Annotated in this window: 14 protein-coding genes; 5 read left to right on the top strand and 9 right to left on the bottom strand. The window is 71.1% G+C overall.

Going from position 1 to position 14,378, the window contains the following annotated elements:
* Positions 1-34: 34 nt before the first annotated feature.
* The 3 genes from AB0C38_RS02635 to AB0C38_RS02625 are packed head-to-tail and all read left to right on the top strand — an operon-like array spanning position 35 to position 3,800.
* Complete coding sequence (locus tag AB0C38_RS02635) at positions 35-1,822, top strand: histidine kinase (RefSeq protein ID WP_360665354.1); 1,788 nt, start codon at positions 35-37, stop codon at positions 1,820-1,822.
* Positions 1,819-2,472, top strand: a complete 654-nt coding sequence (locus AB0C38_RS02630) for a response regulator transcription factor (RefSeq protein WP_360665351.1) — start codon at positions 1,819-1,821, stop codon at positions 2,470-2,472. The genes AB0C38_RS02635 and AB0C38_RS02630 overlap by 4 nt, the downstream gene beginning before the upstream one ends.
* 23 nt (positions 2,473-2,495) lie before the next feature.
* Positions 2,496-3,800, top strand: coding sequence for an amidohydrolase (locus AB0C38_RS02625; RefSeq protein ID WP_360665349.1), 1,305 nt, complete (start codon positions 2,496-2,498; stop codon positions 3,798-3,800).
* Here the strand turns inward: AB0C38_RS02625 and AB0C38_RS02620 are convergent.
* The 5 genes from AB0C38_RS02620 to AB0C38_RS02600 form a co-directional block, all read right to left on the bottom strand.
* Complete coding sequence (locus tag AB0C38_RS02620) at positions 3,797-4,474, bottom strand: SDR family oxidoreductase (protein WP_360665346.1); 678 nt, start codon at positions 4,472-4,474, stop codon at positions 3,797-3,799. The genes AB0C38_RS02625 and AB0C38_RS02620 overlap by 4 nt on opposite strands.
* A gap of 13 nt (positions 4,475-4,487) precedes the next feature.
* The gene (locus AB0C38_RS02615; RefSeq protein ID WP_360665343.1) at positions 4,488-6,083 is read right to left on the bottom strand and encodes an SdrD B-like domain-containing protein; all 1,596 of its coding nucleotides are present in this window, start codon (positions 6,081-6,083) and stop codon (positions 4,488-4,490) included.
* Between the two features lie 86 nt (positions 6,084-6,169).
* Complete coding sequence (locus AB0C38_RS02610) at positions 6,170-8,227, bottom strand: PhoX family phosphatase (RefSeq protein ID WP_360665340.1); 2,058 nt, start codon at positions 8,225-8,227, stop codon at positions 6,170-6,172.
* 98 nt (positions 8,228-8,325) lie between these two features.
* Positions 8,326-9,543, bottom strand: a complete 1,218-nt coding sequence (locus tag AB0C38_RS02605; RefSeq protein WP_360665337.1) for an MFS transporter — start codon at positions 9,541-9,543, stop codon at positions 8,326-8,328.
* Positions 9,533-9,991 (bottom strand): MarR family transcriptional regulator, encoded by a 459-nt coding sequence (locus tag AB0C38_RS02600; RefSeq protein WP_360665334.1) that lies wholly within the window; start codon positions 9,989-9,991, stop codon positions 9,533-9,535. The genes AB0C38_RS02605 and AB0C38_RS02600 overlap by 11 nt, the downstream gene beginning before the upstream one ends.
* A 67-nt stretch (positions 9,992-10,058) precedes the next feature.
* Here AB0C38_RS02600 and AB0C38_RS02595 point away from each other — a divergent pair, with 67 nt between their 5' ends.
* Positions 10,059-10,697: an HAD family phosphatase gene (locus AB0C38_RS02595; RefSeq protein WP_360665331.1), complete on the top strand. Its 639-nt coding sequence runs from the start codon at positions 10,059-10,061 to the stop codon at positions 10,695-10,697.
* Here AB0C38_RS02595 and AB0C38_RS02590 read toward each other — a convergent pair.
* The 4 genes from AB0C38_RS02590 to AB0C38_RS02575 all read right to left on the bottom strand — a co-directional run bounded on the left by AB0C38_RS02590 (position 10,690) and on the right by AB0C38_RS02575 (position 13,725).
* Positions 10,690-11,400 carry a hypothetical protein gene (locus AB0C38_RS02590; protein WP_360665328.1) on the bottom strand — a complete coding sequence of 237 codons (711 nt, stop codon included), beginning with the start codon at positions 11,398-11,400 and terminating at the stop codon, positions 10,690-10,692. The genes AB0C38_RS02595 and AB0C38_RS02590 overlap by 8 nt on opposite strands.
* Positions 11,397-11,927 (bottom strand): SigE family RNA polymerase sigma factor, encoded by a 531-nt coding sequence (locus AB0C38_RS02585; RefSeq protein WP_360665325.1) that lies wholly within the window; start codon positions 11,925-11,927, stop codon positions 11,397-11,399. Before AB0C38_RS02585 ends, AB0C38_RS02590 begins: the two co-directional genes overlap by 4 nt.
* A 92-nt stretch (positions 11,928-12,019) precedes the next feature.
* The gene (locus AB0C38_RS02580; protein ID WP_360665322.1) at positions 12,020-13,108 is read right to left on the bottom strand and encodes an inositol-3-phosphate synthase; all 1,089 of its coding nucleotides are present in this window, start codon (positions 13,106-13,108) and stop codon (positions 12,020-12,022) included.
* A 71-nt stretch (positions 13,109-13,179) separates the two neighbouring features.
* Positions 13,180-13,725: a PadR family transcriptional regulator gene (locus AB0C38_RS02575; RefSeq protein WP_013230991.1), complete on the bottom strand. Its 546-nt coding sequence runs from the start codon at positions 13,723-13,725 to the stop codon at positions 13,180-13,182.
* Positions 13,726-13,970: 245 nt separating this feature from the next.
* On the opposite strand from AB0C38_RS02575, the gene AB0C38_RS02570 reads away from it, so the two are divergent.
* Positions 13,971-14,369 carry a DUF5318 domain-containing protein gene (locus AB0C38_RS02570; RefSeq protein WP_086679625.1) on the top strand — a complete coding sequence of 133 codons (399 nt, stop codon included), beginning with the start codon at positions 13,971-13,973 and terminating at the stop codon, positions 14,367-14,369.
* Positions 14,370-14,378 lie beyond the last annotated feature (9 nt).

The raw sequence follows: 14,378 nt of genomic DNA, 5'->3' as shown, positions 1-14,378 counted from the left end.
GTGCGAACGCGGGCAGATCCTCTAACGTCACGTTGTGACCGCCGCGCCCCCGCCGAACACGCTCTACACCCGCACCGCCGCTCTGGTGCGGCGCATCGGCGTCCCCACGGCCGTCCTGTTCGCGGCCCTGCTCTTCGACGTCGTCTTCACGACGCAGGCGGCGCTCGACGACAGCGGCCCGAAGTTCGTCGACTTCGGGCTGCTCCCCGGCATGTTCGCGATGACGGGGTGCGCGGTGTGGGCCCAGAAGCGCGCGGCCGTCGCCGGCGTAGTCGGCGCGGCCGTGCTGGTGTTCTCGACCCTCTTCATCCACGCGTTCCACGTCCCGCCCTACTCCAGCGTGCTGCCGAAGGTGACCATCACCGAGGTCGTGGCCGGGGTGCTGATGGTCTACTACGTGGCCCGCCGGGCCCGGGCGGGCGTGGCGTTCTGCGTGGTCAGCGTCCTGGTCGTCGGGGGTCTCGTCGCCGTCTTCGGCCGGTACGCGAGCATCGGCGGGATCGATGGCGGCACCGGCACCCAGGCGCTGCTGGTCGGGCTCCTGCTGCTGGCCGCCGCGCTGACGCCCGCCATCGCGGCCCGGGACCGCAGCCCGCGGTCGGCCCCGAGCAAGCGCCGGCTGCGCAAGCTGAACGAGCTGGCCATGGGCCAGTGGGTGCTGATGGGCGTGCTCGCCATCGGGCTGCTCATCGAGTTCGGCTACACCTACGACAGCGGTGCCCGCGGGTTCCCGGTGCTGTTCTGCTCGGTCCTCGCCGCCGCCGTGGCGGTGCTGTCGCCGCGCCGGCCCGCGGACGCGATGCTCGCCATCGCCGGCGTCCTGCTGCTGTCCGCGATCATCACCCCGTTCCTGCACCTGCGCTACGACTACCCGATGCCGTCCGGGGTGCCGTTCGTGCAGGTCGCCGCGGGCGTGGGCGCCGTGGTGAACCTGACCAGGGCCCGTGGGCTGAGCGAGTCGTGGCCGCGGATCGGCGTGCTCTCGGCCGTCGTCGCGCTCGCGTCGATCGTCAACTCCAACCGGCGGGGCGGCCTGCAGACCGACCCGCAGGTCCTCTCCACGCTGGCGGTCCCGGCGGCGCTGCTGCTCGGCATCGCGATCGCGACCGGCCTGATGCTGCGCTCGCGGGACTCCGAACGCACCACGGTCGTCAAGTCGGCGGTCTCCGACGCGCAGACCGCCGAGCGGATGGCGCTGGCCCGCGAGCTCCACGACGTCGTTGCCCACCACGTCACCGGCATCGTCGTGCAGGCCCAGGCCGCGCGGATGATGGCCGAGAAGGACCCGCAGATCGCGGTCGAGGCGATGGGCCGGATCGAGAACGCCGGCGGCGAAGCGCTCGCGGCGATGCGCCGGCTGGTCCGCTCGATGCGCGGCGACGCGCCGGCCGGGTCGAGCGAGTTCAGCGAGCAGGCCACCACGGATCTCGGCGCCGACCTGCGGAAGCTGGTCGAGGGCGCCAACCACGGCGTGCCGACGTCGATGCACCTCGAGCTGCCGCCGGACCTGCCGCACGAGGTCGGCCGCTCGGCGCTGCGGCTGGTCCAGGAGTCGCTGACGAACGTCGGCAAGCACGCCTCCGACGCGACGGACGCGTTCGTCCTCGCCGAAGTGAACGGCGCCGAGCTCCACCTGCGGGTGACGGACAACGGGCACGAGACGACGCGACGGCCGGCCGGCGGGTCGGGCGGCTACGGTCTGGTCGGGATGCGCGAGCGCGTCGCACTGCTCAAAGGACGGCTGTCGGCCGGGCGTGGCCCGGACGGTGGCTGGCGGGTCGAAGCGTGGCTGCCGCTGGCCGCCGGGGAAGGGGACGAGTGATCCGGGTACTGATCGCCGACGACCAGGAGATGGTGCGGATGGGCTTCCGCATGATCCTGGACGCGCAGGACGACATCGAGGTCGTCGCCGACGTCGCCGACGGCGTCTCCGCGGTCTCGAAGGCCCGCGAGCTGCGCCCGGACGTCTGCCTGCTCGACATCCGCATGCCGGGCCTCGACGGGCTCGAGGTCACCCGGCAGCTGGCCGGCCCGGACGTGACCGACCCGCTGAAGGTGGTCGTGGTCACCACGTTCGACCTCGACGAGTACGTGCACACGGCGTTGCGCAACGGCGCTTCCGGCTTCCTGCTGAAGGATGCGGGCCCGGCGCTGCTGATCGAGGCGGTGCGCGCGGCCGACCGCGGCGACGCGCTGGTCTCGCCGCAGATCACCGTCCGGCTGCTCAAGCACTTCGACGGCATCGGCGTGCCGAAGTCCCAGGCCGTCCCGCCGTCCGAGCCGCTGACCGCGCGGGAAATGGACGTCGTCAAGGCGGCGGCGCGCGGGCTGACGAACACCGAGATCGGCGCGGAGCTGTTCCTGTCGCTGTCCACAGTGAAGACGCACCTGGCGTCGGTGCAGGGCAAGATCGGCGCTCGCAACCGGGTGGAAATCGCTGCCTGGGCGTGGCGGAGTCGAGTCGTTTCCTAACCCAGGGTGCGTAGTATCCAGAGATGCAACGCCGTTTCCACGCCCCTGTCGTTCTCCCCGCCGACCCGTCGTGTTCGCTCCTGCGTGACGCGGTCGTCGATGTGGACACCGATGGGCGCATTTCCTACTGCGGACCGGCGGCCACCGCCCCCGAGTCCGCCGCACCGGTCACCACCCTGACCGGCATCCTGCTCCCCGGCCTGGTCAACACGCACGCGCACAGCCCGATGACGCTGCTGCGCGGCATGGGCGGCGACCTGCCGCTGCTGCCCTGGCTCAACGAGATCATCTGGCCCGCCGAAGCGAAGCTGCGGCCCGAGGACGTCCGCACCGGCATGCTGCTCGGCTCGGTCGAGATGCTGCGCCACGGCGTCACGACCAGCGCCGAGATGTACTTCGAAGGCGAGCAGCTGGTCGACGCGGTCCTCACGACGGGCGGCCGCGTGCTGGTCGCGCCGCCGGTGATGGAGCTGCCGGGCCTCGACTGGCGCGCCCAGCTGGCCGCGATCGAACGCTGGATCGACACCGACGGCCTCCGCTTCGGCCCGGGCGACCGCGTCGAGCTGGGTTATGGCCCGCACTCGGCGTACATGCTGTCCGAGGAGGGCCTGCGCGAGACGGCCGAATCGGCGGCCGCCCGTGGTGCGCTGATTCAGATCCACGTCGCCGAGGCGGCCCTCGAAGACACGGTCGTCCGTGAGGCGCACGGTTCGGTGCCTGCTTTGCTGAAGAAGCTCGGCATGCTCGACGGCCGGGTCCTCGCCGCGCACGCGATCCACCTGTCGGACACCGACATCGCGCTGTTCGCCCAGCACGGCGTCGGCATGGCGCACTGCCCGGGCTCGAACGCGAAGCTCGCCTCGGGCATCGCGCGGATCAAGGACCTGCGCGACGCCGGGGTCGCGGTCGGTCTCGGCACCGACGGCCCGGCGTCCAACGACGACATCGATCTGTGGGAAGAGCTGCAGCTCTCGGCGATGTTCGCCCGGCTCGCCACGGGCGACTCGACGGTGCTGACCGCGGCGGACGCGTTCCTGCTGGCCACCCGCGGCGGCGCGGCGGCGTTGAGCCGCGACGACATCGGGGCGCTGGAGCCGGGCCGGTGGGCCGACCTGGTCCACATCGACCTGGACGACCCGGCCTTCGCGTGCGGCGTGGACGTGCCGGACGTGCAGCTGCTGTCCAACCTCGTGTGGGCGGCGGGATCGCGGCGGGTCCGAGACGTCTGGGTCGCCGGCGAGCAGGTCGTCGCCGACGGCGAGTCGCTGAAGGTGGACCGGGCGAAGGTCCAGGCCGGGGTGGCCGAGACCGCCGCCCGCCTGCGTTAGCTCGGCCGCAGGATCAGCTCGGTCAGGTGGGCGTCCGGGGTGGCTGACACCGCTGTCACCACCGCGGTCGCCACCGAGTCCGCCTTCAGCAGGTGCGTGGTGTCGTAGTCGCGGCCTTCGCCCTTGAAGATCTCCTGCTGCATTTCCGTGTCGGTGCGGCCGGGGTAGACCGACGTCACGCGGATCTCGGGCTCCTCCTCGCGCAGGGCGTCGGCGAAGGCGCGGACCGCGAACTTGCTCGCCGCGTACGGCGACCAGCCCGGACGCGCGGTGCGGCCGGCCCCGGAGTTGATCACGACCACGTGCCCGCGGGCCGCGCGCAACGCGGGGAGCAGCAGGCGGGTCAGCTCGACCACCGCCAGGGTGTTGACCTCGAAGTTGTCCCGCCACGCCTCGGCGGACGTGTCCTCGATGCGGCCGATGCGCGCGACGCCCGCCGAGTGGACCAGGACGTCCAGCGAGCCGATGTCCGCCACGGCCTCGGCGAGCGACGCGGGGTTGGTCAGCTCGACCGGCCACGGCTTGGCGCCCGGGAGCTCCTTCGCCAGGGCGTCCAGGGCGTTCGCGTCCCGGCCGCCGAGCAGGAGGCGGTGGGTCGGGGCGAGCTGGTGGGCCACCGCGGCACCGATCCCGCGCGAGGCACCGGTGACGAGGGCGAGAGGAAGATCCGTCATACCGCCACCGTAACTAGGCGAAGCCGGCGTCGACCGTGCGGTCGTCGCGGTTTCCGGGGCCGAGTGTCCGCGGGTCGGCGCAGCCGGTCGACGGGTCCGCGTCGGAGTCCTTCGGGTCGTCGCCGGCGTCCTTCTTCGTGGGGTGACGGTCGTCCGTGGTGAAGCAGACCTGGTAGCTGCCGTCTTCCAGGCCGGTGAAGGCGTAGGCGCCGTCCGGACCGGTCACGACGCTCGTTCCGTTGCCCAGGGTGGCCTTCACCCCGGCCAGGCCCGGCTCGCCGGCGTCCTGCACGCCGTTGCCGTCGGTGTCCGACCAGGCGAAGTCGCCGATCCGGTTCGTCGGCGGGGCCAGCCCCAGGTCCACCGTGAAGTCCTCGCGGGCCGAGCCGCCGAGGGTGCGCGGGGCGGTGCAGCCGTCCGGGTCCGCGTCGGAGTCGCGGTCGTCGGCCGCCGCGTCCTTGCGGGTCACCGTGAAGTCCGCCGGGACCGCGAAGCAGACCTGGTAAGTGCCGTCCTTCAGCTTCTCGAAGCCGTACTTGCCCTTGTCGTCGGTGGTCGCGGTGCCGACCGCGCCGCCCGCGCCGTCCTTCAACGTCACCTTGACGCCCGCGACGCCCGGCTCGTCCGGGTCCTGGATCCCGTCGCGGTTGCGGTCGTTCCACACGAAGTCGCCGACCTTCGCGATGGCGGGCGGTGGCAGGACGGTGATCGTCGCCGACGCCGTCTTGTCGCCCAGCGTGCCGCCCGGGTACTTGACGCCGGTGACCTTCGCCGTGTTGACGTGCCCGGTGTCGGCCACCGTCAGGTTCGGGTGGTCGCAGGTCAGCTGCTTGTTCGCGCCCCCGGCCAGCGTGAACGGCTCGAACTTCCCGCTGCACCACGGGTCCTGCACGGTGATCCCGGTGAGGTCCTGCGTGCCTTCGTTCGTCACGGTGACGCGGTAGTGCGCGGCCTCGCCCGCGGTGACCGTCGCGAACGGGCCCCACGCGCCGGTCGCCGGGTTCTGCACTTCCTTCTTCACCGAGTACGCCGCGAGCTGCAGGCCGACGCAGTCCCAGCGCAGCCGTTCGGCGCTCGTGGTGGCGAAGAACTTCACCGTCGCCGCCTTCGCCGGGGCGGTCGCGGCCGGGAAGTCCTGCTTCGCCAGGTGCCCGTCGCCGGCGTCGTGGTCGGCGACGAGCCTGGTCTCCTGGAGCTGGGCGCCGTTCACGTCGTAGAAGCGCAGGCCCGTCGCCGGCGCGGCGGCCGGCACGTACGAGCCGGTCGACACGCTGAGCGTGTACACGCCGCCGGGGACGAACTTCTCGGTCTCGTAGGCGGTGCTGGCCTTGCCGTCCGGGGTCTGGATCACCGCCGACCGCTGCCCGTCGACGGCGAACGCCTGCTCGGCCAGCAGCTTCGGCGCCTTCGCGGCCGGGGTGCCGGGCGGGACCGGCGCGGCCGGGGTGAAGACGTAGCCGTCCGGGGCGCCGCTGGCCGCCGCCTTCTCGACGCTGGGGTTCCCCGCGATCCCGCCACAAGCCGGCGGCGGATCCGCGGCGGCCGCGGGCGCGACCGTCCCCGAGAGCGCCACGACCGCCACTGCCACCACGCGCGCCGAACGGACCATGCCTCGACTATGGCGTGGGGCCCGGGCCCGCACCGGCCGAGAACCGTCCACTTAAGAGTGAACCTCGGCGGGCGCGGGCCGGGGCGTCAGCGTTCGCCGATGCGGCCGGGCCGCCCGAAGCGGCCCTTCTTCCACACCGAGACGAGCGACGGCCGCGGCTGCGAGGTGCCGCCGTCGGGCCAGTGCGACGCCGGGTTCGCCGAGCTCGCCGCGTTCTCGCCCGGGTGCTGCACCGCGACGAGCACCACGTGGTCGGTGATGTTCGGCCCGCACGTCTCGGCGCCGGGCGGCACCGAGAGGAACTGCTTGACGTGCCCGCGTTCCGGCCCGGTCACCGGCACCGAGAACAGGCCGTCGTTCACGCCGAGCGCGTTGCCGTCGGTGGAGATCCAGAGGTTGCCGTGCCGGTCGAAGGCGACGTTGTCCGGGCAGGAGATCGGGCTGACCTGGCTCTTGTCGAAGCCGCCGTAGTAGGTGTCGGCCGCGGCCGGGTCGCCGCAGACGAGCAGCAGCCGCCAGGAGAACCTCGTCGATGCCGCGTCACCGCGGGCTTCCTCCCACTCGAGGACCTGCCCGTTCCGGTTGGCCACGCGCGGGTTCACCTCGTCGGCGCCGGCCTTGCCCGCCGCGCCGCGGTCGCTGTTGTTGGTCAGCGCCGCGTAGACCCGGCCGGTGACCGGGTTCGGTTCGATGTCCTCCGGCCGGTCCATCTTCGTCGCCGCCACCTTGTCGGCGGCGAGCCGCGTGAAGACGTAGACCTCCTCGGCGGTGAGTCCGTCCACAAAGGACTTGTTGCCGCTCGCCAGCGGGATCCATTCGCCGGCGCCGTCGAACTCGCCGTCGGCCGGGAGCTTGCCGGTGCCGTCGATCTCACCCGGGCTGTCGCCGGTGAACCGGGCGACGTACAGCGTGCCGTCGTCGAGCAGCGCCGAGTTGTGGCGACGCGCGTGCGCGCTCCTGCCCGGCTTGTACTTGCCCTTCGAGACGAACTTGTAGATGTACTCGAAGCGTTCGTCGTCCCCGGAGTAGGCGGCGACCCGGCCGTCGGCGGTGATCTTGATGTTCGAGCCCTCGTGCTTGAACCGGCCGAGCGCGGTGTGCTTGACCGGCGTCGAATGCGGGTCGTTCGGGTCGATCTCGACGACCCAGCCGAACCGGTTCGACTCGTTCGGCTCCTGGGCGACGTCCCAGCGCTTGTCGAACCGCTCCCACTTGCGTGTGCTGGCGCCGGCGCCGATCGCGTACCGCTTGAGCCGCGCGGCCGTGACCGGGTCGGTCACCGTTTCCGAGTTGGCGAAGTACTGGTGGATGTTCTCCTCGCCGGAAAGCACGGTGCCCCACGGCGTCACGCCGCCGGAGCAGTTGTTCTGCGTGCCGTGGACCTTGCGCCCGCTCGGGTCGGCCGACGTCTTCAGGTACTTCGAGCCGGCGGCCGGGCCGCGGACCTCGAAGACCGTGTCGAGGGTGATCCGGCGGGCGAACCGGCTCGGGACGACCTCGAGGCCGCCGCGGACCGGGTCACGCCGGGCCTGCAGCACCGAGAGGCCGTGCGCCGCCCACGCGATCTTCACCTGCTCCTCGGTCGGGTTCGCCGGGTCGTACTGGTCGGCCGGGAACAGGTGCACCTCGGCCGTGTACTCGTGGTTCACGACGAGCAGGTTGGTCAGGCCCAGCGGGTCCTGCGGGATCAGGCCGACGAAGTCGTTGTTGTAGCCGAACTGCTTGGCCTGCGCGGCCGCGGTCTGCTTGGTGAAGTCGAACTTCGGCGCGCCCGGCAGCACCGGGTCGCCCCAGCGGATGACGACGTTCTGCGCGTAGCCGTCGGGGATGGTGACCGCGTCGAGCTTGTTCGGCGGGACCGGGTCGAAGTCGGTGCCGGGGGCCGGGCGCGGGTGCGGCTTCTGCGTGGGCGCGGCGGCCGCGGTCCCCGCGAGCGCCGCGAACCCGCCCGCGGCGGCGGCCAGCACGGCCCCGGCCTGGAAGGCCCGGCGGCGGGAGATGTCCTTGACGACGTCGCCGAAGTACTCATTCCCGGACTCGTTCGGCTCGGGGTGGGCACAGGCGTTGCCGCAGCGGTATTCGCAGGTGACCGGGGAGCGGCCGCCGGGGTGGACGGGGAGGAGCGGGAGCAGACGGTCGGGCACGAGGCCTCCATGGTGGGAGTTCGGGAACGAACCGACCGTAAGTCTCCCAAACCAGTCAATGCAGACATTCAGGTGAACGTCAGACGTACTGGCCTTCGTCAGAACTCTTCGCCCACGAGCGCCGCTTCCTGCGGCACGACGTGCGCGTCCGTCTTCTTCTCCCGCAGCGAGAGCAGGCCACCGGCGATCACGCACAACACGGCGGAGGCGACGAACGGCGCCTGCGGCGACCCGAACCACTCGGCCACGTGCCCGACGAGCGTCGCGGCGACGGCACCACCGAGCCAGCGGCAGAAGTTGTACCCCGCGCTGGCGACCGGGCGCGGCGCGTCGCTGATCGACATCGCGGTACCGGTGAACAGCGTGTTCAACAAGCCGGAGACCAGCCCCGAGACGATGATCCCGGCGACGAGGACCGGCTTGCTGGGCACGGCCAGCACCAGCATCAGCACGGCGTACCCGAAGACGGCGGCCGCGGCGGCGTGCCGCTCACCGAGCTTGGCGGCCAACCGCGGCGCGAGGGCCACGCCGGCGACGGCGACGCACAGGCCCCAGCCGCAGAAGATCAGGCCGACGGCGATCGCGCTCCACCCGAGCACGAACGGCGACCAGGCCAGCACCGCGAAGAACGCGGCGGTGTAGAGCGCCGACGCGACGGAGGTGCGCAGCAAGCCGGTGTGCTTCAGCGCGCGGATCGGGTCGAGCAGCTTGATCGGCTCACGCTTCTCGTGCTTGTCGCTCTTCAGGAACACCGCGCACAGCACGAGCGCGCCGGCCATCAGGACCGCGGTGCCGAGGAACGGGCCGCGCCACGAGATGCTGCCGAGCAGGGCGCCCAGCAGCGGGCCGACCGACAGGCCGACACCCAGGGCGGCTTCGTAGAGCAGGATCGCGCCGGACTGGCCACCGGTCGCGGCGCCGACGATCACCGAAAGCGCCGTCGCGATGAAGAACGCGTTGCCGAGGCCCCAGACCGCGCGCAGCCCGACGAGCTGCTCGATCGAGCCGGCGGCCGAACACAGGGCGGTGGCCGCGACGATCAGCGTCAGCCCGACGAGAACCGTGCGCTTGGGACCGAACTTGGCGCTCGCCGCGCCGGTGACCAGCATCGCGAGGACCTGGACGCCGAGGTACGACGAGAAGAGCAGGGTGACCTGGGACGGCGTCGCGTCCAGGCCTTTGGCGATGGACAGCAGGATCGGGTCGACCAGGCCGATCCCCATGAAGGCGATGACCGCGGCGAACGCGGTGATCCACACCTGCTTGGGCTGACCCTTGACGGCGTCCAGCAGGCTCGAGTGGTGTTCAGCGCTCATCGCTGATCAGTTCCTCCTTTTTGGTGTCGACGAGCAATTTGGCGAGAGCCGGGAGGGCGGCTTCGATCGCTGCGCGGTCGGCGTCGTCCATCGCGATCAGCCGCTCCCGGAGGAACTCCTCACGGGCGGCGACCATCTCGGCGTAGAAGCGACGACCCTCGTCGGTGACGTCCACGAGCACCGCGCGCCGGTCGGCGGGGTCCGGCGTGCGGGTGGCCAGGCCGAGGCGTTCGAGGCGGCTGACCACATCGGTCATCGACGGCAGCTTGACCCGCTCGAACTCCGCCAGCGCGCTCATCCGCCGCGGCCCGCCGTTGACGAGCTCGCTCAGCACCGAGCCCTGGGTGAGGGTCAGCGTCAGCTGCGGGGTCTGGCGGCGCACCTGGTGGTACAGCCGGAAGACCAGCGGCCGCAGCCGGTGGGCGAGATCGGCGATCGCGGAAGTCACTTAGCTATGCTAACAAATATTGCTAAGGGTGGCTAAGTAACTCGGCTCACAAGCTAGGCTCGGAAGCATGGACGCGGTGATCTTCGACCTCGACGGCGTACTGGTGGACTCGGAGCGGATCTGGGACGAGGTCCGGCGCGCGGTGGTCGCCGAGCACGGCGGCACCTGGCGTGAGGAGGCGACCCGCGCCCAGCAGGGGATGAGCACCCCGGAATGGGCCCGCTACCTGGTGGAGGAGCTCGGCGCACAGCTCTCACCACCGGAGATCGCGACGCTCGTGGTCAAGCGCATGGCGGCGCGTTACGCGGAGGAGCCGCCGCTGATCCCGGGCGCGGTGGAGGTGGTCCGCGCCGTGGCGAAGCGGTGGCCGGTGGCGATCGCGAGCTCGTCGCCGGTGATCCTGATCAAGGGCTTCCTGGACGTGACGGGCCTGCCGGTGGGGGCGGCGGTGTCGTCCGAGCAGGTCGGGGCGGGGAAGCCGGCGCCGGATGTGTACCTGCGGGCGGCCGAACTGCTGGGCGTGGCGCCCTCGGATTGTGCGGCCGTGGAGGACACGACGAACGGGCTGCGGTCGGCTTTGGCCGCGGGGATGGCCGTGTACGCGGTGCCGAACCCGCACTTCCCGCCGGATCCCGAGGTACTGAAGCAGGCCACGGCGGTGGTGGAGAAGATCACCGACTTGCCGGGTGCGCTCGGGCTCAGCTGACTTCGGCGCGCACGGGCGGCGAGCCGGGAACGACGTCGGCCAGGAACACCTGGTACGAGGAAGCCACCCGGTCGACCAGCTTGCCTTGGCTCAGTTCTCCCTGCGCGTTGTAGAGCCGCAGGTGCTCCATCGTCGAGGAGAGCAGGTAGACCGCCTTGCCGGGGGGCAACGGCCCGCCGGTCTCGCCGACGTATCCGGCCAGGACGGTCTTCCCGTCGTCCGGGAGGAGCGCTGCGCACTGCGGGGACTTCGTCCCGTACTGCGGAGCGTCCGCGGTGAGGTCCGCGCCCACGGGGAGGGCCGCGACACAGAACAGCTTCCGGTCGGAGGCATTCGGCTGCGCGCCGACGTAAGCCCACGCCCGCCACATGTCGGTCTGCCCCGGGAAGTCCGTGAGTATCGCCTTGTCGCCCTGGGTGAGCATGTGGTCGAACGGCTGGTGCTCCGACTTGGCGAGCTTCAGCTCCTGGCCGGGGTTGGCCGGCTGAGCGGGCGGCGAAGCGTCGTTCACCCGGGTCGCCAGCAGCACGCTGGTCAGCACCACCAGCACCGCGGCCAGCGGCGCGACCAGCACAGTCAAGCGGCGGCGGGGTGGCCGCCGCTGCCTGCGCTGCTGCTCGGCCCACGCCGCGTCCAGGTTGGGCGTGACCTTGCCCGCCTGCTCACGCAGCGTCTCGGCCAGCTTGCGTTCGAGGTCGGTCATCGCTCACCTCCCGGTTCGTCCCCCAGGTGCTTGCGCAGGTTTTCCATCGCGTGGTGGGTCGTCGCCTTGACCGTGCCCGGTGAGATACCCAGCGTGTCCGCGATACCCGCCGTGCTCAGGTCCAGCCAGTACCTCAGCACGAGAACCTCGCGTTGTCGCCGGGAAAGCTTCCCGAGCACCGCGCGCAGCTGTGCGTGCTCCCAGTTGGCCACCGCCCGGACCTCGGCCGACAGCTCGTCCGGCGGGCGGTCCTGCGGCGTGCGCCGGACGACCCGCAGGTGCCGCGTGCGCGACCGTGACATGTTCACCACGGTCGTGCGGAGGTAGCCCACCACGCGCGTGTGGTCGGACAGGGTGTCCCAGCGCTGGTGGAGCTTGACGAAGGCCTCCTGCGCGACGTTCTCCGCGTCGTCCGCGCCGAGCAGGTGCGCCAGCCGTGTCATCTGGGCGAAGTACTCCCGGAACAGGTCGTGGAACGTCGGCGCGCCCAGATCCCCCGGCGCGCTCTCGCCCACGCTCGCACTCACACCCCGCCAACGCACACCCCGCCCCACCGGTTTAGTGGAACACGCGAAGAAGGCCGCCACCAGCGGTGACGGCCTTCGACGGGGGACAGTCCTTACCGCTCGACCTCGCCGCGGATGAACTTGTCGACGGCGTCGCGCGCGGTCGAGTCGTCGTACTGCTCCGGCGGCGACTTCATGAAGTAGGAGGAGGCCGACAGGATCGGGCCGCCGATGCCGCGGTCGAGCGCGATCTTCGCGGCGCGGACGGCGTCGATGATGATGCCCGCCGAGTTCGGCGAGTCCCACACTTCGAGCTTGTACTCCAGGTTCAGCGGCACGTCGCCGAAGGCGCGGCCCTCGAGCCGGACGTAGGCCCACTTGCGGTCGTCGAGCCACTGCACGTAGTCCGACGGCCCGATGTGGACGTTGCCCTTGCCGAGGTCGCGGTCGACCTGCGAGGTGACGGACTGGGTCTTCGAGATCTTCTTCGACTCGAGCCGCTCGAGCTCCTTCATGTTCAGGAAGTCCATGTTCCCGCCCACGTTGAGCTGCATCGTCCGGTCGAGCTGGACGCCGCGGTCCTCGAACAGCTTCGCCAGGACGCGGTGCGTGATGGTCGCGCCGACCTGGGACTTGATGTCGTCGCCGACGATCGGGACGCCGGCGTCGGTGAACTTCTGCGCCCACTCCGGATCGGAGGCGATGAACACCGGCAGCGCGTTGACGAACGCCACGCCGGCGTCGATGCAGGCCTGCGCGTAGAACTTGTCGGCCACCTCGGAACCCACCGGGAGGTAGGACACGAGCACGTCGACCTCCGCCTCGCGCAGCGCGGCGACGATGTCGACCGGGGTCTCGTCGGACTCCTCGATCGTCTCGCGGTAGAAGCGGCCCAGCCCGTCGTGGGTGTGGCCGCGCTGGACGGTGACGCCGAGCGGCGGCACGTCGGCGATCTTGATGGTGTTGTTCTCGGAGGCGAAGATCGCCTCGGACAGGTCGCGGCTGACCTTCTTGGCGTCCACGTCGAACGCGGCGACGAACTCGATGTCGCGGACGTGGTAGCCGCCGAAGTCGACGTGCATCAGACCGGGGACGCGGTTGGCCGGGTCCGCGTCGCGGTAGTACTGGACACCCTGGACCAGCGACGCCGCGCAGTTGCCGACGCCCACGATGGCCACCCGAACGCGGCGGTTCTCGCCCATGGGGGTTTCTCCTTCAATCCGTGTCTGTTTCGTAGGTCTGGTGCCGCCACGCTGCGGCCCGGCCGGGCGGCTCAGGTCTCCGGACCCTGCCGTTCGGCTTGTTCGTGCGCGATCAGCTCGTTGAGCCAGCGCACCTCCCGCTCGCTGGTCTCCAGCCCCAGCCGGTGCAGCTCGCGGGTGTAGCGATCGATCTTCTCCTCGGCCCTGGCCAGGGCCGCCCGCATACCCTCGCGGCGTTCTTCGACGCGGCGGCGGCGGCCCTCGAGGATCCGCAGCCGCACGTCGGCCGGCGTTCGCGAGAAGAAGGCCAGGTGGACGCCGAATCCCTCGTCGTCCCAGGTCTGCGGCCCGGCGTCGCCGAGCAGCTCACCGAAGCGCTCCTTGCCCTCCGCGGTGAGCTTGTAGACCCGCCGCCCGCGCCGCGACCACGCCCGGTCGTCGGCCTCGTCCAGCTCTTCGACCAGGTACCCGGCCCTCAGCAGCTTCCGCAGGGTCGGGTACAGCGAGCCGTACGAGAACGTCCGGAACGTGCCGAGCGTCTCGTGCAGCCGCTTGCGCAGCACGTACCCGTGCATGGGCGCTTCGTGCAGAAGACCGAGGATCGCGAACTCCAGCACACCGCACCCCCTTCCGGGAACAAACCGAGGAGATCGGCGTTGCTCCGAACGATCGCCTCGATCCAACCTACTCAGCCACTATATCGCGCCGATACATCGAAGTGGCGAAGCTAACGAGCCCGCTCACTCTGGAGTGGGCGAAATTCACCGGAGAGTTATCGAACGTCCGGCGTGTCCCTGCCGGACGTGCCATCGGTCGCGCTAGGGGGCGTGGACGACACAGGAAGAGCCCGTACTCTGTCCTGGTGATTAACCAGCGGCAGGTCGTGGACTACGCGTTGCAGCGCCGTGCGCTGCTCGCCGAAGTCCGCTCCGGGCGCGTCGGCAGCTACGAAGCCTGCGACGCGAGCCCGTACCTGCTGCGGGCGGCGAAGTTCCACGGCCGGGCCGGTGACCAGCCCTGCCCGATCTGCCGCCAGGAACCGCTGACCCTGGTGTCCTGGGTCTACGGTGACGAACTCAAGCACGTCGCGGGCTCGGCGAGGACCCCCGAAGAGCTGGCCAGGATGGCCGGCCTGTTCGCCGAGTTCACCGTGTACGACGTCGAAGTGTGCCGCGCGTGCCACTGGAACCACCTGGTCCGGTCGTACGTCCTCGGCACGGGGGAACCGGCTGACGGTCCACGAAGGACCGCGGGCCGGTGAGCTGTATCA

This window comes from Amycolatopsis sp. NPDC048633 (assembly GCF_040650695.1).
Classification (GTDB): Bacteria; Actinomycetota; Actinomycetes; order Mycobacteriales; family Pseudonocardiaceae; genus Amycolatopsis.
Note: the sequence above shows the minus strand (reverse complement) of the source record. Positions and strands in the feature narration are given on the sequence as shown.